23 protein-coding genes and 1 riboswitch are annotated in these 23,984 nt (G+C 41.8%); of the genes, 4 read left to right on the forward strand and 19 right to left on the reverse strand.

The genetic code is table 11. The features are described 5' to 3' along the window. Nucleotides 1–224: 224 nt before the first annotated feature. Nucleotides 225–1,502 carry a serine--tRNA ligase gene (gene serS, locus FFM78_RS10565; RefSeq protein WP_137638386.1) on the reverse strand — a complete coding sequence of 426 codons (1,278 nt, stop codon included), beginning with the start codon at nucleotides 1,500–1,502 and terminating at the stop codon, nucleotides 225–227. A gap of 378 nt (nucleotides 1,503–1,880) precedes the next feature. Here serS and FFM78_RS10570 point away from each other — a divergent pair, with 378 nt between their 5' ends. Both FFM78_RS10570 and FFM78_RS10575 read left to right on the forward strand, forming a co-directional pair. After that, nucleotides 1,881–2,546 carry a deoxynucleoside kinase gene (locus FFM78_RS10570; protein ID WP_137638387.1) on the forward strand — a complete coding sequence of 222 codons (666 nt, stop codon included), beginning with the start codon at nucleotides 1,881–1,883 and terminating at the stop codon, nucleotides 2,544–2,546. A gap of 111 nt (nucleotides 2,547–2,657) precedes the next feature. After that, a complete protein-coding gene (locus FFM78_RS10575; RefSeq protein ID WP_137638388.1) occupies nucleotides 2,658–4,142 on the forward strand; it encodes a helix-turn-helix domain-containing protein in 1,485 nt (494 codons plus the stop codon). 66 nt (nucleotides 4,143–4,208) lie between these two features. Here the strand turns inward: FFM78_RS10575 and FFM78_RS10580 are convergent, their stop codons facing one another. The 7 genes from FFM78_RS10580 to FFM78_RS10605 form a co-directional block, all read right to left on the reverse strand. Next, nucleotides 4,209–5,672 carry an amino acid permease gene (locus FFM78_RS10580; RefSeq protein ID WP_137638389.1) on the reverse strand — a complete coding sequence of 488 codons (1,464 nt, stop codon included), beginning with the start codon at nucleotides 5,670–5,672 and terminating at the stop codon, nucleotides 4,209–4,211. A gap of 116 nt (nucleotides 5,673–5,788) precedes the next feature. Then, a riboswitch (Lysine riboswitch) is annotated at nucleotides 5,789–5,968 on the reverse strand. A gap of 41 nt (nucleotides 5,969–6,009) precedes the next feature. Further along, nucleotides 6,010–6,735, reverse strand: coding sequence for an acetolactate decarboxylase (budA, locus tag FFM78_RS10585; protein ID WP_137638390.1), 726 nt, complete (start codon nucleotides 6,733–6,735; stop codon nucleotides 6,010–6,012). 24 nt (nucleotides 6,736–6,759) lie between these two features. Next, entirely contained in the window at nucleotides 6,760–8,439 is a 1,680-nt protein-coding gene (gene alsS / locus FFM78_RS10590; RefSeq protein ID WP_137638391.1) for an acetolactate synthase AlsS, read from the reverse strand. Between the two features lie 289 nt (nucleotides 8,440–8,728). Further along, entirely contained in the window at nucleotides 8,729–8,875 is a 147-nt protein-coding gene (locus tag FFM78_RS13885) for a hypothetical protein (protein WP_171001880.1), read from the reverse strand. A 92-nt stretch (nucleotides 8,876–8,967) separates the two neighbouring features. Continuing rightward, nucleotides 8,968–9,495, reverse strand: coding sequence for an Rrf2 family transcriptional regulator (locus tag FFM78_RS10595; protein ID WP_137638392.1), 528 nt, complete (start codon nucleotides 9,493–9,495; stop codon nucleotides 8,968–8,970). A 187-nt stretch (nucleotides 9,496–9,682) separates the two neighbouring features. Then, nucleotides 9,683–10,246, reverse strand: coding sequence for a hypothetical protein (locus FFM78_RS10600; RefSeq protein WP_137638393.1), 564 nt, complete (start codon nucleotides 10,244–10,246; stop codon nucleotides 9,683–9,685). 109 nt (nucleotides 10,247–10,355) lie between these two features. After that, a complete protein-coding gene (locus FFM78_RS10605) occupies nucleotides 10,356–10,895 on the reverse strand; it encodes a GNAT family N-acetyltransferase (RefSeq protein WP_137638394.1) in 540 nt (179 codons plus the stop codon). Nucleotides 10,896–10,997: 102 nt separating this feature from the next. Here FFM78_RS10605 and FFM78_RS10610 point away from each other — a divergent pair, with 102 nt between their 5' ends. Both FFM78_RS10610 and FFM78_RS10615 read left to right on the forward strand, forming a co-directional pair. Continuing rightward, on the forward strand, nucleotides 10,998–11,786 hold the full coding sequence (locus FFM78_RS10610) for a lp_1002 family arylesterase (RefSeq protein WP_137638395.1): 789 nt from the start codon (nucleotides 10,998–11,000) through the stop codon (nucleotides 11,784–11,786). A 375-nt stretch (nucleotides 11,787–12,161) separates the two neighbouring features. After that, complete coding sequence (locus tag FFM78_RS10615) at nucleotides 12,162–12,437, forward strand: hypothetical protein (RefSeq protein WP_137638396.1); 276 nt, start codon at nucleotides 12,162–12,164, stop codon at nucleotides 12,435–12,437. Here the strand turns inward: FFM78_RS10615 and FFM78_RS10620 are convergent. From FFM78_RS10620 to FFM78_RS13890, 11 genes are all read right to left on the reverse strand, one after another. Then, nucleotides 12,397–13,308, reverse strand: a complete 912-nt coding sequence (locus FFM78_RS10620) for an RluA family pseudouridine synthase (protein ID WP_137638397.1) — start codon at nucleotides 13,306–13,308, stop codon at nucleotides 12,397–12,399. The two genes, FFM78_RS10615 and FFM78_RS10620, sit on opposite strands and share 41 nt — an antisense overlap. Continuing rightward, nucleotides 13,298–15,070: a DNA helicase RecQ gene (gene recQ / locus FFM78_RS10625; protein ID WP_137638398.1), complete on the reverse strand. Its 1,773-nt coding sequence runs from the start codon at nucleotides 15,068–15,070 to the stop codon at nucleotides 13,298–13,300. Before recQ ends, FFM78_RS10620 begins: the two co-directional genes overlap by 11 nt. A 325-nt stretch (nucleotides 15,071–15,395) precedes the next feature. Then, the gene (locus tag FFM78_RS10630) at nucleotides 15,396–15,932 is read right to left on the reverse strand and encodes a hypothetical protein (protein WP_137638399.1); all 537 of its coding nucleotides are present in this window, start codon (nucleotides 15,930–15,932) and stop codon (nucleotides 15,396–15,398) included. Between the two features lie 317 nt (nucleotides 15,933–16,249). Then, nucleotides 16,250–17,869, reverse strand: a complete 1,620-nt coding sequence (locus FFM78_RS10635; RefSeq protein ID WP_137638400.1) for an ABC-F family ATP-binding cassette domain-containing protein — start codon at nucleotides 17,867–17,869, stop codon at nucleotides 16,250–16,252. Nucleotides 17,870–17,977: 108 nt separating this feature from the next. Further along, nucleotides 17,978–18,634 carry an amino acid ABC transporter permease gene (locus FFM78_RS10640; protein ID WP_137638401.1) on the reverse strand — a complete coding sequence of 219 codons (657 nt, stop codon included), beginning with the start codon at nucleotides 18,632–18,634 and terminating at the stop codon, nucleotides 17,978–17,980. Between the two features lie 15 nt (nucleotides 18,635–18,649). Continuing rightward, nucleotides 18,650–19,288 (reverse strand): amino acid ABC transporter permease, encoded by a 639-nt coding sequence (locus tag FFM78_RS10645; protein WP_137638402.1) that lies wholly within the window; start codon nucleotides 19,286–19,288, stop codon nucleotides 18,650–18,652. A 2-nt stretch (nucleotides 19,289–19,290) separates the two neighbouring features. Continuing rightward, the gene (locus FFM78_RS10650) at nucleotides 19,291–20,118 is read right to left on the reverse strand and encodes a transporter substrate-binding domain-containing protein (protein ID WP_137638403.1); all 828 of its coding nucleotides are present in this window, start codon (nucleotides 20,116–20,118) and stop codon (nucleotides 19,291–19,293) included. 18 nt (nucleotides 20,119–20,136) lie between these two features. Then, a complete protein-coding gene (locus FFM78_RS10655) occupies nucleotides 20,137–20,871 on the reverse strand; it encodes an amino acid ABC transporter ATP-binding protein (RefSeq protein WP_137638404.1) in 735 nt (244 codons plus the stop codon). A 212-nt stretch (nucleotides 20,872–21,083) separates the two neighbouring features. Continuing rightward, entirely contained in the window at nucleotides 21,084–22,076 is a 993-nt protein-coding gene (locus FFM78_RS10660) for a D-2-hydroxyacid dehydrogenase (protein ID WP_137638405.1), read from the reverse strand. A gap of 445 nt (nucleotides 22,077–22,521) precedes the next feature. Further along, on the reverse strand, nucleotides 22,522–23,433 hold the full coding sequence (locus FFM78_RS10665) for a DUF6681 family protein (protein WP_223877058.1): 912 nt from the start codon (nucleotides 23,431–23,433) through the stop codon (nucleotides 22,522–22,524). Between the two features lie 14 nt (nucleotides 23,434–23,447). Beyond that, complete coding sequence (locus tag FFM78_RS13890; RefSeq protein ID WP_171001881.1) at nucleotides 23,448–23,927, reverse strand: hypothetical protein; 480 nt, start codon at nucleotides 23,925–23,927, stop codon at nucleotides 23,448–23,450. Between the last annotated feature and the right edge of the window lie 57 nt (nucleotides 23,928–23,984).

Genomic DNA, 23,984 nt, shown 5'->3' on the forward strand with positions numbered 1-23,984 from the left:
TGCTTGTCAACAAAAAGTTTTAAAACTTTTCATCAGCGCCAAGGACGGTAACTGACAACAACAAATACTATATCAAGATTTCGCCGCAGCGTCAAGGAAGTTTTGCGATTAAAAGCTTTTTTTTGCAGATCACGAATGCTACTTAATTATTATTAGAAAATGTACGTAATAAAAAAACATAATCACCTTAAAAGGGTAATTATGCATTTACGTCCGTTCGCTTATTATTTCGTGATCTTTTCAACACCACGCATATATGGCACTAGCACTTTAGGAATTGTCACACTACCATCAGCATTTTGATAATTTTCTAGAATTGCGGCAACCGTGCGGCCAACTGCTAAACCTGACCCATTAAGCGTATGAAGCAATTGAACTTTACCGTCACTATTGCGATAACGAATTTGGGCACGTCGCGCCTGGAAATCTAAGCAATTTGAGCAACTAGAAATTTCTCGATAAGTCGCTTGTGCCGGAATCCAAACTTCTAGATCATAAGTTTTAGCGGCAGAAAAACCCATATCCCCAGTTGACAATGTGATCACATGGTAAGGCAATTCCAGCTTTTGTAAAATATTCTCCGCATTGGCCGTCATTTTTTCTAATTCGTTAAATGATTCTTCTGGTTTGACATATTTAACCATTTCTACTTTGTTGAATTGATGTAAACGAATCAAACCCCGAGTATCCCGGCCTGCACTACCTGCTTCCGAACGAAATGAAGGACTGAGTGCCGTAAAATAAATCGGTAATTGGGCTTCATCTAAAATTTCACCACGATAATAGTTAGTCAATGGCACTTCGGCCGTCGGAATCATAGTCATTTCTTTATCGTCAGTTACCGTAGAAAAAACATCCGCACGAAACTTAGGAAATTGGCCGGTACCAAACATTGACTCATCATTGACCATATACGGTGTGATCATTTCGGTATAGCCTTCTTTTTCGTGTTCATCAAGCATAAAATTATAAACTGCACGTTCAAGTTTGGCGCCTAATCCTTTATAGAAGAGAAAACGACTGCCAGCCACTTTAGCACCACGTTCAAAATCAAGAATATCTAGAGCTTCACCAAGCTCCCAATGCGGTTTAGGCGTAAAATCAAATTGCCGCGGTGTGCCAATTTTGCGTTCTTCACGGTTAGCTGCTTCATCTGGTCCGACTGGAATTGAGGCATCTGGTAAATTAGGTAGTCGAACTGCAATGTAGCGAACCTGTTCATTCAGGTCCGCTAATTTTTCATCAACTTGTTTGACCTGGGCACCAACGGTTCGCATTTCTGCGATCATTGCGGTCGCATCCGCTTTGTTGCGTTTTAAAGCCGCAATTTGTTTAGATACTTCATTACGTTTTTGCTTTAGACTTTCTGAAACAGCAATCTGTTCACGCCGCATCTCATCTAGCCTAACCAAACGATCAATTTCGGCTGGATCAACACCACGCGTTGCTAACCGCTGTTTTACTTCCTCCTGGTTCTGCCGAATCATTTTGACATCTAACATAACTAAATCCCCCATTATTTTGATTTTAAACCCGATAAAAAAAGCCGATCCATCCCTAAATTGGGACGAATCAGCTTCGCGGTACCACCCAAGTTTGGCCAGTTAGCCACCCTTAATTCGAGATAACGATCATTGACCGTGCAGGATTAACTGCCCACTATTGCGCTGGAAGCGGTCAGGACGGCTTTGCAGCTATCACCATCTCTCTAAAACTGACCTTAGGCGCATCATCGCGTTTAAATAATGTAGTTAGTGTACTCGAAAACGACTTAAAAGGCAACCGCTAAAAATATTGCGCCACATATTGCAATCGCGGATCATCATGATACAATATATGGTACTGTTTAATTTAAAAACGAAAACGAGGAGCCTATTATTATGATCGTACTTGCAGGAACAATCGGCGCAGGTAAAACTAGTTTAACTACTCTATTAGCCCAACACTTAAATTCAAAAGCTTTTTATGAATCAGTTGACGATAATCCCGTCCTGCCTTATTTTTACCAGGATCCAAAAAAGTACGCCTTCTTACTACAAATTTATTTTCTCAATAAACGAATGGCTCAGTTAAAGGCAGCTGATCGTGTTCCTAACAGTGTAATGGATCGTTCTATCTTTGAGGATTCATTATTATTTCATCTAAACGCTGATTTAGGTCGGGCAACTGAAACTGAGGTTGCAGTGTACGATTCATTATTGAACAATATGTTACAAGAATTGCCCCAACAAGACTACCACAAACGACCAGAGTTATTGATTCACATTAACATTTCATTTGCGACTATGTTAAACCGAATCAAAAAACGGAATCGTCCTTATGAACAGATTACCCAGGACGCCAGTCTATATGATTATTATCAAACTCTGAACCAGCGTTACAGTCAATGGTACGAGAACTACCATGAAAGTCCTAAAATTCAGATCGATGGTGATCAATTAGATTTTGTCACTGATGAGCTCGCCCGTAAGCGCGTGTTGGAATTAGTTGATCAAAAACTCAATACCTTACACCAAACAACTGCGGTAGCTGGTAATCAGCAATAGAAAACGTAAGGCCAAAATCAATTTTTGATTTTGGCCTTTTTATTACCGCTTCTTTGCATTTGTTTATCAGAATAGTAAAATAAGTAGTAAATACCTGTAAGGAGCCTTGCGATGCTGTTTGAAGAACTATTTTTAGAAAAAGCGGATCTACAAAAATTTCAAATGTTTCGCGTTCTGAAATCAATAGGCGCTAATTCAATGACCATCAATGATATTAGTGATCGTTTAAATCTTTCATACCAACAGACATACAATACTTTTCAGGATTTGATTCGGGATATACGTGTCTTGGATCCGCAACTTGCACTTGACCGTCACGACCTTTTATCTCAGCACACCTTTAGGACGTCATTAGAGCGGTACCGGTTATTCTTATTGGAACAATCTTTGGTTTTCCAATTTGTCGATTACTTATTGCAGGCATCATTGCCGACCGTTGGTGATTTTTGTGAACGTCATTTTGTTAGCAAATCAACCTTACTACGAAAATCAGCGCCGCTTAAACACTTGATGGCAAAATATAACTTACGCTTTTCCTATTCCAGTATGCAAATTATCGGTGATGAGGCTAATATTCGCTTCTTTCTTTTTATTGTGTATTGGATCGGCTTTCACGGTATTAAATGGCCTTTTCGTAATTTTACATCTGGGGCAGTGCAACAATCTTTTTTTACGGATAACCCACAAAATGATGCCATTATTAGATTACAACAAACTTTATTGTTAGGCATTATACGCTTGCGGATTGACCATCGGGCTTTGATGCACAATAATCCTATGATCACTAATTTAACGCAGCATAATCCTCGCTTTGAACAATTGACTTTTTCTAAAAAGTTGTTTCCCAATTTAACGGCAAAAAATCGACAATACGAAACACGGTTTTTCTTTTTTGCGCAACTTAGCTTGATTAGTTCAGCAATTGATAATAAACGGCGTATGCGTGAATTGCGCGCTTTTCTAGAGGCTGAAGACAGTGCAACTTGGCATTTCACCCAGAGTCTACTCAATCATATTGCCACTGTCTACCACGTTAAAATCACTTCGACTAATGAGCCAACACTGGTTTACAATATTGTCCGCGTATTAATAACGGCGACTATCTTGCAAACCAGCTATCCTAAAATGCTGGATTTTTATCATGAGGACCTATCTGGATTTAAACAAACCAAACTGTACCAAACTATTCATAGTTACTTTGAACAGCCAATTATTCAACAGAGCTACCCACAACTAATGGCTGACCGTCAACAAACAATTATACATCTTTGCTATTTGTTGCAACCCAGGTTACATCGTTTCGAAGATCAAAAAGTTGTCCAAATTTGGTTGATTGCTGAAAACAATGACCTACTAACTACTGAGTTACAGCGTCTGCTGGAACATCTACAAATTGCGCGGATCATTCAACCACCCGCTAAAATAACCGCTGCTGACTTAATTTTATCAACGATCGATACGGAGTCACCTTTAATGCAAGAATTGGCAACCTACGGCATACCAATGCTTCATTGGAACCTTGAAGCTAATGACAGTGACTTTTTCGACCTATATAGTAAAATTAGGCAATTATACGCCAAAAAAATGATCCCTTAACTGCACAATCTATTCTAATCAAAAAAGTGTTAGTAACCATAATTGGTCACTAACACTTTTTTACGATCAATCATCGTGGATCTTGGTTAGATCAACCTCATCCAATGGAATCACGTGGGTTTTATACCGAATTTTATAGTAACTAAATAAAATAATAAATAACGGAACACTCATATAACTGACACTTAATGCTTGCCAATCAAAAGTTTTCACGGCGTGTAGATCCTGACCAATAATCACCAGGATACCTAACACCATAGCTAAAATTGGTCCAAATGGAAATAGTTTAGCATGATATTTCAGTTCACTTAACTGATGACCCTGCGCAACAAAAGCCTTGCGGAAACGATAATGAGAAATTGCAATGCCTAACCAAGCAATAAAACCCGTTAATCCAGAAGCGGAAACTAAGAATAAATAAATCCGCGATCCCCAGATACTAGTCAAGAAGGTGAATAAACCAACCACCGTCGTCATCAATAAGGCAGCAACTGGCACACCACGACCATTTGTGCGGCCGAAGACTTTCGGTGCGATATGTTGTTTCGACATTGCCCATAACATACGGGTCGAGGCGTACATGCCAGAATTAGCTGCTGAAATAACAGAAGTCAAAATAACTGCGTTAACTACACTGGCAGCACTAGCTAAACCAACACGTCGGAAAACTAAAGTAAAGGGACTAATGGCTACGTCGCTGGCGCCAGCACCTAATAAGTCTTTACTGGTATAAGGTAAAATCGCCGCGATTACAAAAATAGCTAGAATGTAAAACAATAAGATCCGCCAAAAGACTTGTTTGATTGCCTTCGGAATACTTTTTTCTGGTGTTGCTGATTCACCAGCGGTAATACCGATCAATTCTGTTCCTTGAAATGAAAAGCCAGCAACAACGAAAACACTAAGAACTGCCGGAATACCGCCAACAAAGGGTGCTTTACCGATCGTAAAGTTATGTAATCCGATTGCTGGACCATTACCGCCCATGATACCAAAAATGGTTAGAAACCCAACGATCAAGAAAACGATCACAGTAACTACTTTGATGATCGACAACCAGTATTCAGTTTCACCAAAGGCACGTACCGATAAGGCATTGATGATGAAAATAATCAATAAGAAAAACGAACTGAAAATCCACCCGGGCACATTAGGTAACCAGAAATGCATGACGATTGCTGTTGTGGAAACATCTACCGCCAAGGTGATCGCCCAGTTAAACCAATAGTTCCACCCCATAGCAAACCCTAGTGCGGGATCAACAAACCGGCCGGCATAAGTGGCAAACGATCCGGAAACGGGGATATAAGTCGCCATTTCCCCTAAACTAGTCATCAAAAAGTAGACCATAATACCAATCCCGACATAGGCCAGTAAAGCCCCTCCTGGCCCCGCTGTTGAAATAGCAGAACCCGAAGCGACAAATAACCCAGTGCCAATACTGCCACCTAATGCGATCATCGACAAATGCCGCGTTTTCAGCTCACGCTTCACGCCGCCTTGTTCGTGATCAATATGTTGTTGCGCCATCTAAAAATTCCTCCTGTGATCAAGTCTAAATTTAGAGGTCGCGCCTGCTCCAAACACAAAAAACCGCCTTTTTGTGTAGCACCCACTGCTACACAAAAAGACGGTGTCTCTTTCTGTCAGTCGATAGCGCCCCGTGATGACTTGCATCACGACAGTACTTGACCTATTTAGCCAAGCCCCAACACCTAATTGAAAAAGCAATTAGACATTTCGGCAGATCACCCTTTTACTAGTGTTCAGTGACGCTTTTCGTCTTCCACTAGCTACTTTTGATCTCTGCAACCTCAATCTTTTGTTATAGTATACCGAATATTCAATTGTTTAACAAGGTGATAAATTATTTTTCCGCCTGATTGATGGACTGACTCATGCCATCATAGTTAAAATTCTGATTCCGAAAATCAGCGTTACTCAAAGGAAAATGTTGCTCCAAAGTGGCGAAAGGTTGAATGGCAACCTGCCCTTTTGTCAGTCGATAATCTAAAATATGGCCACCAATCGTCTTACGGTCATCACTTAGAAAGTGGACATGATATCCTGAAACTGCAACTCCTTGGAATAGCTCTGGCGCGTAGTAACCGATCAACGTTCCGTGGATATTATCTTGATTAAACTTAGGTTGCGTTTTGGTTGCCTCGGTCAAAGTAGGATAAGGCTTTTGTTGCTCCTCAACGACACGCGTATGCATATGAGCAAATTCACCTGTAATTTTAACGGCAAAAAAAACATTGCGGAAGGGATAGTGTTCAAGTAAATAACGCTCAACCTCAGCCTTATTTAGATTAGTCAATTCGATCTGTGCTACAGGATCATCAAAATGAACGGTTGCAAACGGAACTGATTGCTCCGCAGACAACTCATTAACCGCACCCGATTCAACCACTTGGTAGGCATGACCATCTAAAACGACTAATTCACCATTAAAATCCTGAACCGTCCCAATACCGTAATTACCATGCTGCAATAATTCACCCACAGTCATTGTCCCGGCAAACAACCCCGGCACCAACAAACTTAATGTGCCGTGTTGAAAAAGAACTGACTGCTTTTTTTGCTCTGCCATTAATTTAAGCATCCTTCCATTGTCTTAATAGAATTGATCGGGTAAAATCGTTTGCCCGAGTTTTTTGTTATCAGAATAATCGATCGGAATATCAACAACAACCGGACCTTCAGTTGCAAATGCTTGATCCAATACTTGCTCTAAATCGCCAGCCTGTTCGACCCGTAAGCCTGTAGCCCCATAGCTTTCAGCATATTTAACAAAATCAACCGGCCCAAAATCAGTGCCCGCGCTTTCACCATATTTCATTTCTTCTTGGAATTTGACCATATCGTAATTACCGTCGTTCCAGATTAGTTGCACAATGTTTAGGTGGAGACGAACCGCTGTTTCTAATTCTTGTCCAGTAAATAAAAAGCCACCATCACCGGAAACTGAAACAATTTGCGTATTTGGTCGTAATAATGCTGCCGAGATTGCCCATGGCAAGGCTACACCTAAGGTTTGCATGCCGTTTGAAAACAACAAATGCCGCGGTTCATAACTACGAAAATGGCGCGCCATCCAGATGTAAAAACTGCCCACGTCAACCGCAACTGTCATATCATCGGTGACTCGTTTTTGTAAAGCCGAAATCACGGACAACGGATGGGTCAGTTTAGTTGTTGGGGCAACAACTGGTGGTAGGTCACGCTGCTCAAATTGTTCATGTAAACCGGCTAAATAAGCGCGCGATTCAGTTTTAGTTACATAGCCGCGCATATAAGGCAACAAGAAATCTAAAGTCTGGGCAATATCACCGATCAGCTCAGTTTCCGGTTGGAAATTCTGATCAATTTCTGCCGTCATATCGTCGATCACAATGATCCGCGCATCATTTTCCGCGTTCCAATTACGGGGTTCATATTCAATCGGATCATAACCAATCGTCAATACTAAGTCGCTTTGTTTCAGTAACATATCGCCTGGTTGATTCCGGAATAAACCAACGCGGCCGAAAAAGTTCTTCTCCAAATCACGCGAAATAACACCAGCTGCCTGGAAAGTTTCCACTACCGGAATATCAGAAACAGTTAATAAATTACGTAAGGCTTGCGTAACTTCCGCCGAAGAAGCCCGCATACCAACTAAAATAACTGGTAATTTAGCTTCCTTAATCTTTCGTGCTAGAATCGTGATATCCGCAGGACTGGCCGGACCTAACTTAGGTGTCTGTAGTGGCATCACTGCCGGTCGTTGAATTTTAGAATCAGTCACATCTTGGGGTACACTAACAAAACTAGCCCCTTGTTTAGCTGATGATGCCGCCCGGTAAGCATTAGCAATCACTTCCGAAGCGTTTTCCGGTTCCTGGATTTCAGCACTGTACTTTGTGATCGGCGCCATCAACGCAGTATTGGCCATACTTTGATGTGTCAACCGCAGTAGATCGGCCCGTTGCACCTGGCCGGAAATTGCCAAAACGGGATCACCCTCTGCCGTAGCTGTAACCATTCCTGTAGCCAAATTACTGACCCCTGGGCCAGAAGTCGTCATAACGACCCCTGGCTTGCCAGTGATCCGTCCAATTCCAGAAGCCATGAAAGCAGCACCTTGTTCGTGGCGCGCAACGATCAATTCAGGTCGTTTGGGATTGTCAGCATGAGCTAACAATTCAAATAATCGATCAATTTTTGCACCGGGAATTCCGAAAACGTACTTGACGTCATGATTGATCAAACTTTCTAGTATGGCGTCAGCACCGTAGCGTTGTTTTTCCGTCATTAATAAAACCTCCAAAATAAAATGGGTTATTCGTTAGACAAGTAAGTCATTTTTTCAAAGTCGGTTCTTATCATAGCATATTCTTAGCTAAAATTCTTAGGAATACGTTTAAGTGAAATGGACTACAAGCACAGCAATCGAAGAAAACCACTGTTTATAATTTTTTATAAACCATAACCCATTAAAATTTTTGTGTTTTGTGAAATTACCTAAAAATTTACTAATTAACAAAAAAGATGTGTGCTTTCTGGATTCAACAGAAAACACACATCCCGTACCTTAATTCGTTTTAATGTTGGCCGCTAAGTTTCTTGGCTTCCTCGTCAATCGTTTCAAAGCCAGAAAGGCCTGTCTTAGCTTTAGGATGCTTAGCCCGGGCTTCTTCGGCTTTTTGAACCATTGCCTTTTTTTCAGCTTTAGAGAGTTTCTTTGCCATTGTTACCGCCTCTTTTAATATGAAGTAACGGGCCACTACTCGTTACTTCATATTATAACGCTTTTCTTGGTTCATAGTATGGCTTAATTTTACTAATTAATGTCGTTACGGATATTACGCAACAACTTCTTGATCAATAATTCGCGTTTCTCATCCGATTCATTCCAATTAACCAACGGAATTTCACTTCCACCTAGGGTATCTCTGATCAATTGATAAACTGTCTGCTGCTTTAGTGCCTGTTCCCATAACTGATCAGCCTGATGGAAGGCCTGGTTGATCACCGAAGTGCCTTGCTTGGCCACCGGTTGAAAATCTTTAAAAACGATATCGATCAAGCCAGAATCCGGATAAGTCTGGATCTGTCCTTCAGTTGCCAATACAATATCGTATAAATTAATTTTCTTAGGTGAACGGGCAATCGTAAACCCACCGTTATTACCCGAAACTGATTTGATCAGGCCGCCTACCACTAATTTACGCATAATTTTTCGCAAATAAGTTTGCGAGCCATTCAAACGGTGATGAATAACTTCAGACGAAATCGGAAATTCCGGATCTTGCGTTGCCAACAATGTAATAATACAAGCAGCCTGTTCAAAACCACGGGTTAATTGCATACCAGACACCTCTCTGTATATTAAGCCAAGTTTCTAATTGCTTTGTTATAGATATATCATATCACAAATATAACTAAGGTGCAAAAAGAAAAAGGACGCCTAAACCGTGTGTTAGCACCGCTTAAACGTCCTTCCCCTGCCAAGGGTGTAAATTAAGTATACCGCAAATTATAACGAACTTAAGCTTTTATTCAGCTAATATTAGACTGAAGCTAGCAAGCCCTTGTTGGCCATTTTGGATCTTAAATTTAAAATCAAATTTTTCAAACAAGGTCATCACTTGTTTCAGGCTTTCACCATCGAAGGAACTAACGTTGCCAGTGATTTTATGCACGTTATTTTTCCGAGCAATTTTTAACAAATAAGTTAAAGCCAACTGTGCTAACCCATGATTTTGGAAATCATAAAAGGCCAATTGACTTTCGGCACCTAACGTTTCTAACACTGTAATGTGAATTGCTTTAGCCCAAGCATCGTATTCAAACAACAGTTCATTTTGATAATCAGTTTTGGAGTGACCATACTTATCAACATTTTCATACGCGGTATAAACAAAAATCGAGCTACTTTTTTCATTGATTTGGGCTCGATCAAAATCGGTATAAACAATGTATGGTGTAACCGGCTGCGAATCTTTACGATAATCGACTACTTTATCCAAAATTGTTAATTTAGAATTAGCTTCGATCGCAGTTAAGCGCTCTTGATAAGCTTTCCCCATGATCTTTTCTTGCTCCTGTGACACGTCCATCATTTCTACCTCCAATATCTCTATCTCGGCTCATTATACCATAATCAGCGACTAGCCCAAGTTAATTTTTAGCTTAGTAGCAATATTTTCATGATATTTTCATTTTCAGTTAAGATTGTCGAAAATCAGCCAAAGTCATTTTATAGTAGATTTCGTCCACTGGCGTTTCATCACTAAATAAGTGTGGCCGTTCTAACTCATATTCAAAGTGAAAACCGGTTTTTTCGATCACTCGTTGTGATTGCTGATTATCCGCAAAATGCCCGACCCAAATTTCCTGCAAACGCAAATGGTTAAAACCAAAGGCGATAATTGCCTGTACGGCTTCTGGCATTAGGCCTTGACCCCAAAAAGTTTCATTCAACATAAAACTCAGTTCTCGACTATCATCTTTGGGAGCTGTCCCACTAGGCGCACGCCGATGTAAACCAATAGTACCAATTAATTTTTGGTTGGCCTTACACGCTACAGCAAAAACTTCATCACTTCGTAAAAACATGGCTAACACAGCTTCGCTTTCGGCCTTTGAATGATGGGGTTGCCAACCAGCCATTGCGCCTAGCTTGGGATTTTGCATTAGTTCATGTAAATTAGTTAAATCCGCCGCCGCAAAAGGGAGAATCACTAAACGTGTCGTTTCCAAACGCAAATTTTAGCGCTCCTTTATCTTTATTTTGCCACCTGCACAAATTTAGCAAAACCGCTACAATGGTCTTGAACAGCATTGTTTTATGAAAGGTAGGTTTTAATTTTGCAAATTACAACAATTCCGTTGACAGCACCCGCTTATTTACGCGGCTACCTCCGCCAACCCGATGATAATACACCACAAACCACGTTCCCAGCTGTGATCATTGTACCTGGCGGTGGCTATACACATATTCCTGAGGCCCAAGCCGAAACACTGGCACTGGCTTTTGTTGCACGCGGTTTCCAAGCATTTTATCTGCGTTATCATTTTAGCACGGAAGTCAGTCCATTGTTACCACAACCGATACTTGATTTGGCGGCAGCCATCAGTCAATTACGTCATAACGCCGCTAAATGGCATTTAGATCCCGATAAAATCACCGCTGCTGGTTTCTCAGTTGGTGGGCACGTCGTCAGTGTTTACAATGGTAGCTGGCAACAACCTTGGTTGCAACAAGTTGCCCCCGCCACAGACCTGAAACTTAATGCTGCTATTCTAGGTTACCCTGTCATTCGTTTAGATGCAGGTTGGCCACCGACAGCGGAAAAATTAGCCAGTTTAACCACACAACCAACGACATTGGCCGCAGATCAGCTAGTAAATACTGCCTGCGCGCCAACTTTTGTTTGGCACACTGCTGATGATCCGCTGGTACCAACGCAAAACAGCTTACTTTACCTTAGTGCCTTAGCCAAAAACAAAGTTGCTTACGAAGCCCATATTTTTCATCATGGCCCCCATGGTTTAGCCCTGGCTAATGCGCAAACTGCTTGGAAAGCCGATGCTGACCAACCGCACGTTGCTCGCTGGCTAGATCTAGCAGTCGAATGGCTTCATGAAACTTTGTAACGACAAACATACCACGTAATCACTAATGACCAGGCAAGCAAAAATGCCTACGGAACCTAAGCCGTAACATTAGGAAAAATAAACGGAGTTGTGACCTAGGCCCATTCAAGTCGCAACTCCGTTTTTATGCTTCCGAATAATCTAGACAAAGCGTGTTCCACAAGAATGGTTAACAGCCGTACCCACTAAAGTTTGCGGTACGAAAATTATCCACTATTACAAGATAGTAGCCAAATGGCTTATGCCACACTCGCTTTTTATAAATTAATTTTTTCTAAGCAAAAACTTAATTACTTGTACTTTTTTCGTTAACCACGTATACTTTTTAGTAAGGTTACCGTTACTTTTGTCACCTGTGAGAAAGAGGGAACGCTTATGAATTATCACTATTTTCAACCCCGTCCTGCTTTTAGTGATGACGCTGCCGACTACGTGTTACATTTTATCAATATAACGCGACCAGATTTAGCCAAATATCCTCAGATCGGTAAATTAGGTGATTGGATGCGTTACGGCGAAAATGACTACCGTATTTGGAGTCATATCAGTAAAACTGATTTGTCCGCGGTCATTAGTCAAACACTACAGTTAACTCCAGAACAATTTACGATCATTGACAGTGACGATTATACTGGATATTCGTATTTTTAAGTAACCGCTGCAGATCTTGCGGAATTGGTGCATTTATCCTAGTCGTCTTTTGGGTAAACGGATCTCTAAAGATCAGTTGCCAAGCATGAAGTGCTTGCCGCGAAATCCCGCTTTTCATTGGGCCACCATATAAGTCATCCCCAAGTAAAGGGTGCCCAACTGCCTGTAGGTGCACCCGAATTTGATGACGTCTTCCTGAGTGTAATTTGACCTGTAAAATAGTTGCATCAAGCGCTGGCAAATAAGCCTGCGTCCAAAATTCTGTTTGCGCAGGTCGACCTTTGAGATCGATCACTCCGGCAATCTGTGTTGGACAACGCCCTAGCGGCAATGTGATCAAGCCATGGGGACTGCTGATTCTCCCTGCAACCACGGCTAAATAAATTTTTGCTTGAACAACAGGTACCGGCGCCAGATCAACACGACTTTGAGCAAAAGCGTGTTTAGCCACTAATAAAACGCCACTGGTGGCATAATCTAGCCGGCTAAGCAAGTGCGGCACAATATTTTCACTGCCTTGTTGTAATAAATACCCTCGAACACGACTAACGATTGTGTCCACACCAGTTTGTGGTCCGGGGACAGAGGCCACATTGGCAGGCTTATTGATCACTAACCAATGGGCTGTTTCATACAAAATACTTAACGGTTGTAAACTTATAGCTGCTTGCGGAAGTCCTCTTTCTGCTGGTAGCTTTATTTTTATCACCGCGTTTACCGGTAATCGGTCGTTTAACCGCGCTGGTTGCTCAGCAACCCAGACTTTCCCCTGCCATTTTAATTGCCGGCATAAATGCTTACTTAAGCCTTGTTGCTGCAAAAAATGGGCTACTGTCACTTCCGCGCCACGATTCTGCCAGCTAAACTCCATGTTGTTCACCTGTATCCGCCAAAAGCTTGAGGAAAGCGGCCCCATATTGGCTTGCTTTGTGTTCACCCACCCCTTTGACGGTCAAAAACTCGCTTGTATTTTGGGGCAAACGTGTGCACATATCATGTAAAGTACGATCAGAGAAAATAACAAATGGTGGTACCTGTTGTGCTTGCGCCAATTGTGAACGTAATTGACGTAGTTGTTCAAACAAAGCTTCGTCTTCCGGCTGCAACGCTTGCATTGCCACTGCCGTTTTGCGTAAAACTTGCTGTTTCCCTCGTAAAACAGCGGCGCCACTGGTCGTCACCGTCAGAGTGGGATATTGGCCGCCTGTTGCTTGCAAATAGCCTTCTGCCGTCAAAAAATCAATCAATTCACCTACCGCTTTTTGCGTCTGCCCTTTTAACAGACCATACGTTGATAGTTTTGTAAAATTTAATTCTCGCACGCGTTGATTATTAGCGCCAGTCAGCACTTGTGTCACCAACGTTTTACCAAAATTCTCATGCATCCGATAAACACAAGACAATACTTTTTGGGCCGTGACCGTGATATCCGTAGCTTCACGCTGATCGAGACAATTACCACAACGTCCACAAGGTTCTGCCGTTTCACCAAAATACTGCAAAATAGCTTGCTGCAAACAACCTTGTGTGTTTGCGTATTGCATCAATGCTTGTAGCTTCAAATATTCTTGTTGTCGTGGCGCCTCTGCCATATCTGAGCGTTCAATAAAGAAACGCTGCAACTGCACATCCGAAGGTCGATATAACAAAATAGCCTCGCTGGGCAAACCATCCCGGCCGGCACGCCCCGCTTCTTGATAATAAGCTTCTAAACTACCAGGTGCCTGCGCATGAATGACAAAACGAACATTACTTTTATCAATCCCCATTCCAAAGGCGTTAGTTGCCACCATGACTAATTTGCGATCGTACAAAAAGTCTTCTTGATTTTGGCGCCGCACAGCTTCGGCCAAACCAGCATGATACAGCGTGACACTTAAATCATGCTGTTGAAATAAGCTTGTCAAACGTTCAACTTCCTTGCGGGTACTGGCATAGATAATTCCTGATTCATGAGCATTCAGCTTGAGATAATCCAGCATATACTGATCCCGGTCCTGACCCTTGACGACTTGTAGGGCCAAATTATCGCGCGCAAATCCAGTTTTCACTTCATTCGCGGCCGCAATTCCCAATCGTTGCCGAATGTCGGTAGCAACTCGCTCAGTGGCCGTTGCGGTCAGCGCCACCAGCACAGGTTTAGTACGTAATTCCTGTAACCGTGCAGTGACTTGCAAATAACTAGGTCGGAAATCATGACCCCATTGAGAAATACAATGGGCTTCATCAATGGCCACTAGATCAATTTGTAACTGATTTAAAGCGGCCATAAAAGCGGCCATTTCTAAACGTTCTGGTGATAAATATAATAACTTAACCTCCCCACGACCGGCCATTTCTAAACGCTGATTGATTTCTGTATACGTTAATGAGCTATTGATGAACGTCGCGGGAATTGCATTTTCATTCAAAGCATCAACTTGATCCTTCATCAAGGAGATCAATGGTGAGATCACTAAGGTTAACCCTGAAAACAACAGTGCTGGGATCTGATAGCACAGCGACTTCCCGCCACCAGTTGGCATTAATGCGAGCACATTTTCTCCAGCTAGTAATTTATCGATCACTATTTTTTGACCATGGCGAAAATGCGTATACCCAAATTTAGTTTTCAAGATCGTCGCTGCATCCATCACTTTCGCACTCCATTCTTATCTGTTCTTATCTATAAGTTTCGCTTTTTTGCGGCGATTACTTGGCCGAATTCCAAACACCTATTCTAACGAATAACTAACAACGACGCAACTACGGTTAAAATAAAGACGTGTGCCAAAAGTCGGTTAGGCCCCTTAAGCAGCGGCGCGTAACCAAAATCCATTAACCAGCACTCTGCGTACGATTTATTAAAACCAATAAAAAAGAGCGCGACTTAAATTATATAGGTCACGCTCCATTTGTTTACTTTTTCAAAAACTACCACCAAATAATCACACCCTCATCGATCCTGCAAAAGGTAACTTAGTTTAAATTAACGGTTAAAGTTTTAGTAGCGCCACGTTCCGGTGTAATACTGATCCTTAACGGTTGTGTTTGGCTACTCAAGCGATAAGTCAATTCAAAATCCTCATTTGCTTGTGCACCCACCGAATCAGCAAAGTCATCATCACGCTCAATTACTGCTAATTGAGTCTGCCCTTGATGAACATTTATTTCCGCAATATTCGCAAATTGCTGATTAGCGGTCGTCAAATTCTGCCATTCAATTTCTAACTCCAAGTGCTGGCTATCCTCTAGTTCACCTTTAAGCGCTATAAGCGCAAACTGTTCAAAGTGCCAAGTCTGCTTCAACAAAGCCTGCTTATCATCAGCATTGTGCGTTAAGGTCACACCACTTTGCACAGAGCTTGATAAAGCGGCGTGGCTTGAACTGACTTGACTACTTGACTGCTGACTGGATGAACTGCTAGCCGTTTCAGGTTCTGAATTAGATTGGCGGCAAGCGGTCAGTAAACCTGCGCTACTTAACAAAACAAGTATACGTAATAGTTTGATCATCAAAAGCACCCTTTCCGTTATCTGATTATAGTTAAGCATAACCAAGTACCGAAACCAGCGTCAATAAATAAACTTGAGCATTAAGCCGCCTTTCACTTAGGCCGCACCACAAGTATCGCTGATGAATTGAATTAACAGTATGAATTTGATCATAAACGAAGTATATAACATCATAATTACACTAGCACTTCAATTTTTGCTATGCCGATTGTTAATCATCAGAACACACAAAAACCGCGCCATATCTTATATACGCCGCAGCTTCTTATTTTAACTATTATGTTTAAATGCGCCAGCCCTTAAACCTTTTATGCGGCCTAATACAGCGCCGCAACCTGTTTTTGAATGTCTTCATGGGCCAAAAATTCATCGTAATGGGTGGCAAAACGTTCAACCACACCCTTAGCACTGACCTCAACGATATGGTCAGCGATCGTCTGAATAAATTCATAATCATGTGAAGTAAAGATCAATGCTCCGTTAAAATCAACTAAAGCGTCATTTAAAGCAGTGATCGATTCCAAATCTAAATGATTGGTTGGATCATCCAATAAAAGTACGTTAGCTTGGCTCAACATGATCTTAGCCAATAAACAACGCACCTTCTCGCCACCCGATAACATGGCCAACTTTTTCAATACTTCATCGCCGGAGAAAAGCATTCGGCCTAAGAAGCCACGTAAGAAGGTGTTATCACTTTCTTCTTTAGCAGCGAATTGGCGCAACCAATCAAGAATCGTCAAATCAGCAGCAAATTCAGTCGAACTATCCCGCGGTAAATAAGCGCGCGTCGTAGTGACACCCCAAGTAACACTACCCGTATCTGGCGTCAGTTCACCAGCCAGAATCTGCATCAACGTGGTGGTCGCCACATCGCTGCGACTGATCAACGCCGTTTTTTCACCTGGCTTCAAAGTAAACGTGATTTTATCAAGGATCTTAACCCCAGCGATTGTTTTACTAATATTATCCACCCGCAATAAATCACTGCCGATTTCTCGTGCAGCAACAAATTTAATAAACGGATATTGCCGACTGGAAGGCTTAATGTCCTCTAAGGTGATTTTATCCAATTGCTTCTTTCGTGAAGTCGCCTGCTTGGACTTTGAAGCGTTAGCACTGAAACGCGCAATAAACTCCTGCAACTCCTTGATCTGATCTTCCTTTTTAGCGTTGGCCTGACTTTTTAACTGTGCTGCCAACTGGCTAGATTGTAGCCAGAAATCATAGTTGCCGACAAAAAGCTGGATCTTACCAAAATCAACATCGCACATGTGGGTGCAAACGGTATTCAAAAAATGCCGATCATGGGAAACAACAATAACGGTATTCGGAAAATTTAGCAGGAAGTTTTCCAGCCATTGAATCGTTGGTGCATCAAGCCCGTTAGTAGGTTCGTCCAATAGTAAAATATCTGGCTTACCAAATAAGGCCTGGCCTAATAGAACCTTTACCTTTTGATTTTCCGTCAATTCACTCATTTTCTGTTGTTGCATGGTTTCATCAATACCTAATTCTTGCAACAATTGAGCCGCTTCTGCTTCAGCGTTCCACCCGTCCATCTCCGCAAACTCGCCTTCAAGCTCCGCGACCTTAATACCGTCCTCATCGTTAAAATCCGGTTTAGCGTACAGTGCGTCTTTGGCCTGCATCACCTGATAAAGTTTTTCGTGACCTTGGATCACGGTGTCTAATACCTTACACTCTTCAAACGCATAGTGATCCTGCTTTAAACTCGTCATCCGCTCATTTGGTGAAATAGTCACTTGCCCAGTCGTTGGCGGTAACTGACCAGAAAGGATCTTTAAAAAAGTCGATTTGCCGGCACCATTTGCGCCAATAATACCGTAACAGTTGCCGGGGGTAAATTTCAAATTAACGTCAGAATACAATTGCCGATCGGGGAAACGCAAACTAACATCACTTACAGTTATCATTTAATAGCCTCACTTATTCATAATAAATACTCACTTTAGCACAGAAATCACTTAACAACAATCAAAAAAGCGTGCCAACTGAATCAACTCAGTCAGCACGCTGCAAGATCATGCGCCCATCCGGCGATCGAGAATACGGGAAAGCCACGATAAAGCGTAACAAACAATAAAGTACAAGACCGCTAACGCTAGGAACATCGGCAAAACAAAATTCGTATTTTGCCCATAAATGATCTGGGCGTGATACATTAATTCTGGCAACATAATGATCGTCGCCAACGAAGTATCCTTGATCAGCGAAACAAACTGACTGACCAGCGGTGGAATCATTTTCTTGATCGCTTGCGGTAAAATAATGTGTTGCATGGCTTGCCGATAGGTCATGCCGTTACTGCGCGCCGCTTCCATTTGACCAGGATCGACCGCCTGGATCCCACTACGAATAATCTCTGCCACCATGGCCGATTCAAAAACGGTCATCGCTAGAATAGCGGCCATGATTGCATCTGGTTTGATGCCGATATTCGGCAATCCGAAAAACGTAAAGAATAAAATCAACAATAACGGTAGGTTACGGATAATATCAATTACGAAGCCAACCAATGCCGATAAATATTTGATTTTAACGTAACGCAACAAGCCTAACAAACCGCCAATAATAAAACTAAATACGATCGAAACCGCAGAAATTTCTACGGTGATCCATAGCCCTTCCAGGAGATAACGAATGTTGAGCCATGAATATGCTTGAATAAAATTAGCCATTAGTTATTCCCCCTTCTAAGCCCATTTCTTTTCCAGATAGCGCATAAAGTAACTTAGTGGTAACGTCAAAATCAAATACAACAGCCCAACCGCTAAATAAGTATTAGATGTGTCGAAAGTCGTTGAAGCAATCAAATTACCTTGATACATCAAATCAAACCCCGCCACAAAGGCTAAAACTGAAGAATTCTTCACTAAGTTAATAAATTGATTCCCCAGTGGTGGAATCGTAATTTTAATGGCTTGCGGAAAGACAATATGGGTCATCGCCTGTAGATAGGTCAAGCCGTTGGAACGAGCAGCTTCCATTTGACCAGGATCAACTGCTTCAATCCCAGCACGAACGGTTTCAGCAATAAAAGCTGACGTATAGATCGTCAAACCGATCGTACCGGCAGTAAAACCATTAACATTGGTGATAAACATGGGGATCACCACGTAGAAAAACATCGTAATAACCAGCAACGGAATATTCCGGAAAATTTCCACATAAACCCGGCCAACAATACGCTCCCACTTGTGTTCGCTAATTTCTAATAATGCAAAAATTGTACCAACAATTAAACTACCAATTAACGCCAAAATACTGGAACCAAGGGTGAATAAGAAACCTGACCAAAATTCTGGCCAATGATTGACTAAAATCGAAATCATGCTTAGTTCCCCCCTTCATTAAACCCAGGCACTTTACCAAACCATTTGTTCAACAGCCGTTGGTATTCACCTGATTTTTTCATCGCGCTGACCGCTTTATCAATGGCGTTGGTCATCGGTTTTTGGCCTTTATTAACGGCGATCCCATAAGGTTCCTTGGTGAAAGTCCCCCCGACAACGACATAGCCTGGATTTTCCAACGACATCCCGTAGAGAATCCCATTGTCCGTTGTCAGTGCATCACCTTGACCAGACTGCAGGGCGGTAAAAGCCTGCGCGTAATCAGATAGTTCTAAAACACTGGCTTTAGGCGCAAACTTTTTAACATTGATTGCTGAAGTTGAACCTTGGACAGCCAAAACTTTGGCCCCTTTATAATTTAAATCACGAATATTAGTGATCTTGCTGCCCTTTTTAACCAAAATCGCCTGGCCTGCGTTGAAGTACGGTTTAGAAAAATCAACTTGTTTAGCCCGTTCTGGTGAAATTGTCATCGTAGCAATGATCGCATCAATATTGCCATTTTTTAACATCGGGATCCGGGTATTGCTGGTAACCTGAATAAACTTTGCCTTACCATCTTTACCTAAAATTTGCTTAGTAATTGCCTTAGCCATGTCAATATCAAAGCCCTGAATCTGACTAGTTTTAATATTCATCAACCCGAACAAACGAGTATCAGCCTTTACGCCCCAAGTAATCGTATTACTAGCGCGATCCGTCTGTAACACATCTTGTTTTGATAAACTTTGTTTACCGCAGCCACTCATCAATAAAACCAAACTCAATAAGAAGGCAAGCGGTAGCACGCGTTGGACAAATTTTTTCATCGTCCAGGCCTCCCTTTATTAATGATTAATGATTTTACTTAAGAATTGCCGCGCCCGTTCTTCCTTTGGATGAGCGAAAAATGATTTTGTGTCATCATCTTCCAAAACTTCACCATCCGCCATGAAGATCAGCCGGTTAGCAACTTCTTGGGCAAAGCCCATTTCATGCGTTACTACGATCATTGTCATTCCATCAGCAGCAACCTTTTTCATAACATCCAAAACATCGCCGATCATTTCCGGATCTAATGCACTGGTCGGTTCATCAAAAAGTAATGCCTTAGGTTTCATCGCTAAACTACGGGCAATGGCCACTCGTTGTTCTTGGCCACCAGACAGCATACTAGGATAAGAATGCGCCTTGTCCGCCAAACCCACTAAGTCCAGCAGTGCCATTGCTTCCTTCTCGCTTTGTGCTTTATCTTCCTTTAAAACTAATTGTGGCGCTAGCGTGACGTTTTGTAATACCGTTTTATTCGCATATAAATTGAAATGTTGAAAAACCATGCCAACATCGCGTCGAATTTTGTTAATATCCGTTTTTTTATCCGCTAAATCAAAATTATTAACAATTAATTTACCTGCTGAAACTGTGTTTAAGCCATTCATCGTTCGTAGTAAGGTACTTTTACCAGAACCAGATGGTCCGATAATAACAACGACTTCACCTTTATCGATCGTTAAGTTGATTTTCTTTAAGGCATGAAAATCGCCGTAATATTTTTCAACATCGTGAAACTCGATCATTGACATAACTTTCCCTCCAAACTTAGGTACACCACAATGATGATCAGCTGATTTCCAATCACCAACTTGATCCGTAAATAATTCGTGTGGGCAAAAGCCACCTTTTTAATTTTAATGTATTTTTAATCTCTACGCAAATAAATGTCGTTGATTTCTGGATATTATTTTCATTTAGACTATTTTTATGAGAAAAATCTTAGTTTTGAAATGACAGATTGTCATTCTGTAACGGGATGTTGGGCATTACCGGTTTCAATAATGCCTTTTGTGTCGTCTAAACTAATATCTACCATATTCTGAACAGACATATTGGTATAAAACGCAATATGGGGGGTAAAAATAACATTAGGCATTGCTTGTAAAGCCAACACATTTGGGTTAGTGATTTTAGCCTTGGTCAGATCCCGGTTATTAAATTCTTGTTCATCTTCAATGACATCGATCGCAGCACCAGCAATTTCTTTGGCCTTTAACGCAGCTACTAACGCCGGTGTATCCACCACTGGGCCGCGCGAAGCGTTGATCAAAAAGGCAGTAGGTTTCATTTGTTTAAATTGCGCGGCACCCATTAAATGAGTGGTCGTTGGTAATAATTGCGTGTGCAAAGTCACAACATCCGCGGCCTTTAACACACTTGCTTGATCCATGTAGGTCACAAACTCAGCCAATTCAGGATTCTGAACAGGATCACTGGCGATCACCTTGGCACCTAAGGCATGGAATAAACGAGCCGCAGTTCCGCCAATACGGCCAGCACCAATAATACCAATAGTTAAGGTATGTATTTCATGGGCCATTAAACCACCCCAGCGAAAATCATGTTGGGCAGTTCGTTGATCAAATAATTCCAAGTTGCGGATCAGACGCATCGTCTGGCTCAAAGCGTATTCGGCCACCGAACGCGGTGAATATGCTGGTACATTCGTAATCAATAAATCATTGGCCTTAGCTGCTGCCAGATCGACAACATCATAACCTGCGCTGCGCAAACTAATTTGTTTAATACCATATTCATGTAACTTCACATAAACCTGATCACTATCGATCTTTGCGTGTTGAACAATGACCACACCATCATAACCACGGGCCCGCTCGACGGTTGCTAAACTAAGATCCTGATCAAAGGTATCTACGGTTGCCTGATTTCGTTGTGCCCAAGCCTTAATGGCTGGTTGTTCATCATCACGTACGCTGTACATTAGAATTTTCATTTTTAATTTCCTCCACTCAAATAATTATTCCGATAAGCCGTTTGGTGCGGCGCCAACATAAAAACTCACAGCATAAGCGCCGTGAGTTTAAAATCCGATCACACTTTTGATTACATTTAACCCTCTAAAAACAGTCCCACATTCTTTAATGACCATAAAAATAACATTTAATTGCAGAATGTTTTGCCGCTTATTAGCCTTTCAGGCAGTTAAATACAATTGTTTATTAGCTTATTTTAATTTAAGTTTAACCTTGTTGTTAGAAATCGTCAATCTTTTTTGGGAGGACCTAAACTTAACAAATCACCTTTTTGACCATAAAAAAAGTCTCCCCGGAAATCAGGGAAGACTAAAGCCTAAATCAAAAATCTTTTGCGGTATAGGCCGTTAACTCTGCTAGAAAATATTAATGTAAGTAGCTGGGAGAAATCGGTCTTTGATCTAACTACCGATTACGGCGCGACATCCGGGTTGGCTCCGGTGCCGGCTCTGCTTGCCGCGTATTTAAGGTTGCGGTAGACGTTGGTGTGACTGCTGCATTAGGATCCTTATATGCCGCTTGAATAACTAACTTAAACGGATCATTACCAGCAACAACCCCAGAACGTCCCGCCATTTTATACGGACCTCCAGTTAATTGAGCGCTAGCTAAAACAATCCGGTATTTAGCTGCAGCATCCTGAGTTGGCATTAAACCAACTTCAGTCACTTCCCCTACTGGTAAACTGTCAATAGCATTGCGGCCAGCATAAACAAAATAACGACCATTTTGTTCCCGCAGTTCATAAAATGGCAACTGGACCGTATCGCCCAAGGCGTAAACGGGCTGACCTGATTTTTGCGCATGTTCATAGATCTGTTCATCAGAACGATCCGCATAATTTAATTGCAAATAATTATTAGCCACTAATTGATCCACTAATTGATCAAGATTAGCCTGTTGTGTAGTATCAACCAGCATTTTAGCCGGTAATAAACTCTGCTCATGGAATAGGCCAGCGGCAGGAATCACTTTAGTCGTTTGTGCCGCATGCTTGCCACCCATCATTGGATCATCCGCGGCACCAGCCGGGCGACCACCTAATAATTTTTCAATTTTAGGCGAAATATCAAATTTGGCCGTTTTAGTTGTAAAATAATAGATCACATTCAGACTAACAAAATAAACCAAAACTAAAAAGATCAATAAAAATAAAATACCGCGCGTCCACGCACCTAAGCGAATAAAGTTGATTGCCAAGTACCCAAGATAAAGAACTCCAGCAATTCCAATCGCTGTATAGACACGATTTTTTAATTTAACGTTCATGTTGAAATAACCTAAATAGTGATTCAACATATCTAGCAATGATAACACACAATCACCTCCATTTATTCAGCCGTAGTGGTGTTATCCGTCGTGGTTGTGTTTCCAGTGGTCGTACCAGTTGTTGTGCTGCCGGTAGTTGTGTTGTCGGAAGCACTGGCAGCTGATGAAGAATCAGCTGCTGAACTGGAATTAGCCGTTGCCGCACTAGACGAATCTGCCGCAGCACTTTGACTGTTTTGTGTTGGGGTGGTTGTAGATGCTGCCGTTGAACTTGATCCTGCTGTTTGGGAGCTTTCAGCTGCAGCCGAATCAGTGCTATTATCACTTTCACGCACCGAACTACTACTTTCTGGGCGCGATGAACTACTTTGTCGTGCACTGCTAGAACTAATGGTTACTGCGGAACTGCTAACTGAACTTGTCTGTTCAGTTTTACTCTTGACTGGGGCAACTTTATCCGCCACCACATTAGTTGCAGCCAAGCCTAGTACGATTGAAACAATCGCAAATGGGGTGATAAATGGCGGTGTCCGATAAGCCATTCAAAAGCCTCCTCTTTCCTTGAAAATACTATCTGTCTAAATCCATATTAAACCATA

Source organism: Loigolactobacillus binensis, from assembly GCF_005405165.1.
Taxonomy (GTDB): domain Bacteria; phylum Bacillota; class Bacilli; order Lactobacillales; family Lactobacillaceae; genus Loigolactobacillus; species Loigolactobacillus binensis.

Coding starts and splice junctions, on each gene's coding strand:
- serS (WP_137638386.1), bottom strand. CDS start 1,502: ATGTTAGATGTCAAAATGATTCGGCAGAACCAGGAGGAAGTAAAACAG.
- FFM78_RS10570 (WP_137638387.1), top strand. CDS start 1,881: ATGATCGTACTTGCAGGAACAATCGGCGCAGGTAAAACTAGTTTAACT.
- FFM78_RS10575 (WP_137638388.1), top strand. CDS start 2,658: ATGCTGTTTGAAGAACTATTTTTAGAAAAAGCGGATCTACAAAAATTT.
- FFM78_RS10580 (WP_137638389.1), bottom strand. CDS start 5,672: ATGGCGCAACAACATATTGATCACGAACAAGGCGGCGTGAAGCGTGAG.
- budA (WP_137638390.1), bottom strand. CDS start 6,735: ATGGCAGAGCAAAAAAAGCAGTCAGTTCTTTTTCAACACGGCACATTA.
- alsS (WP_137638391.1), bottom strand. CDS start 8,439: ATGACGGAAAAACAACGCTACGGTGCTGACGCCATACTAGAAAGTTTG.
- FFM78_RS13885 (WP_171001880.1), bottom strand. CDS start 8,875: ATGGCAAAGAAACTCTCTAAAGCTGAAAAAAAGGCAATGGTTCAAAAA.
- FFM78_RS10595 (WP_137638392.1), bottom strand. CDS start 9,495: ATGCAATTAACCCGTGGTTTTGAACAGGCTGCTTGTATTATTACATTG.
- FFM78_RS10600 (WP_137638393.1), bottom strand. CDS start 10,246: ATGGACGTGTCACAGGAGCAAGAAAAGATCATGGGGAAAGCTTATCAA.
- FFM78_RS10615 (WP_137638396.1), top strand. CDS start 12,162: ATGAATTATCACTATTTTCAACCCCGTCCTGCTTTTAGTGATGACGCT.
- FFM78_RS10620 (WP_137638397.1), bottom strand. CDS start 13,308: ATGGAGTTTAGCTGGCAGAATCGTGGCGCGGAAGTGACAGTAGCCCAT.
- recQ (WP_137638398.1), bottom strand. CDS start 15,070: ATGGATGCAGCGACGATCTTGAAAACTAAATTTGGGTATACGCATTTT.
- FFM78_RS10630 (WP_137638399.1), bottom strand. CDS start 15,932: ATGATCAAACTATTACGTATACTTGTTTTGTTAAGTAGCGCAGGTTTA.
- FFM78_RS10635 (WP_137638400.1), bottom strand. CDS start 17,869: ATGATAACTGTAAGTGATGTTAGTTTGCGTTTCCCCGATCGGCAATTG.
- FFM78_RS10640 (WP_137638401.1), bottom strand. CDS start 18,634: ATGGCTAATTTTATTCAAGCATATTCATGGCTCAACATTCGTTATCTC.
- FFM78_RS10645 (WP_137638402.1), bottom strand. CDS start 19,288: ATGATTTCGATTTTAGTCAATCATTGGCCAGAATTTTGGTCAGGTTTC.
- FFM78_RS10650 (WP_137638403.1), bottom strand. CDS start 20,118: ATGAAAAAATTTGTCCAACGCGTGCTACCGCTTGCCTTCTTATTGAGT.
- FFM78_RS10655 (WP_137638404.1), bottom strand. CDS start 20,871: ATGTCAATGATCGAGTTTCACGATGTTGAAAAATATTACGGCGATTTT.
- FFM78_RS10660 (WP_137638405.1), bottom strand. CDS start 22,076: ATGAAAATTCTAATGTACAGCGTACGTGATGATGAACAACCAGCCATT.
- FFM78_RS13890 (WP_171001881.1), bottom strand. CDS start 23,927: ATGGCTTATCGGACACCGCCATTTATCACCCCATTTGCGATTGTTTCA.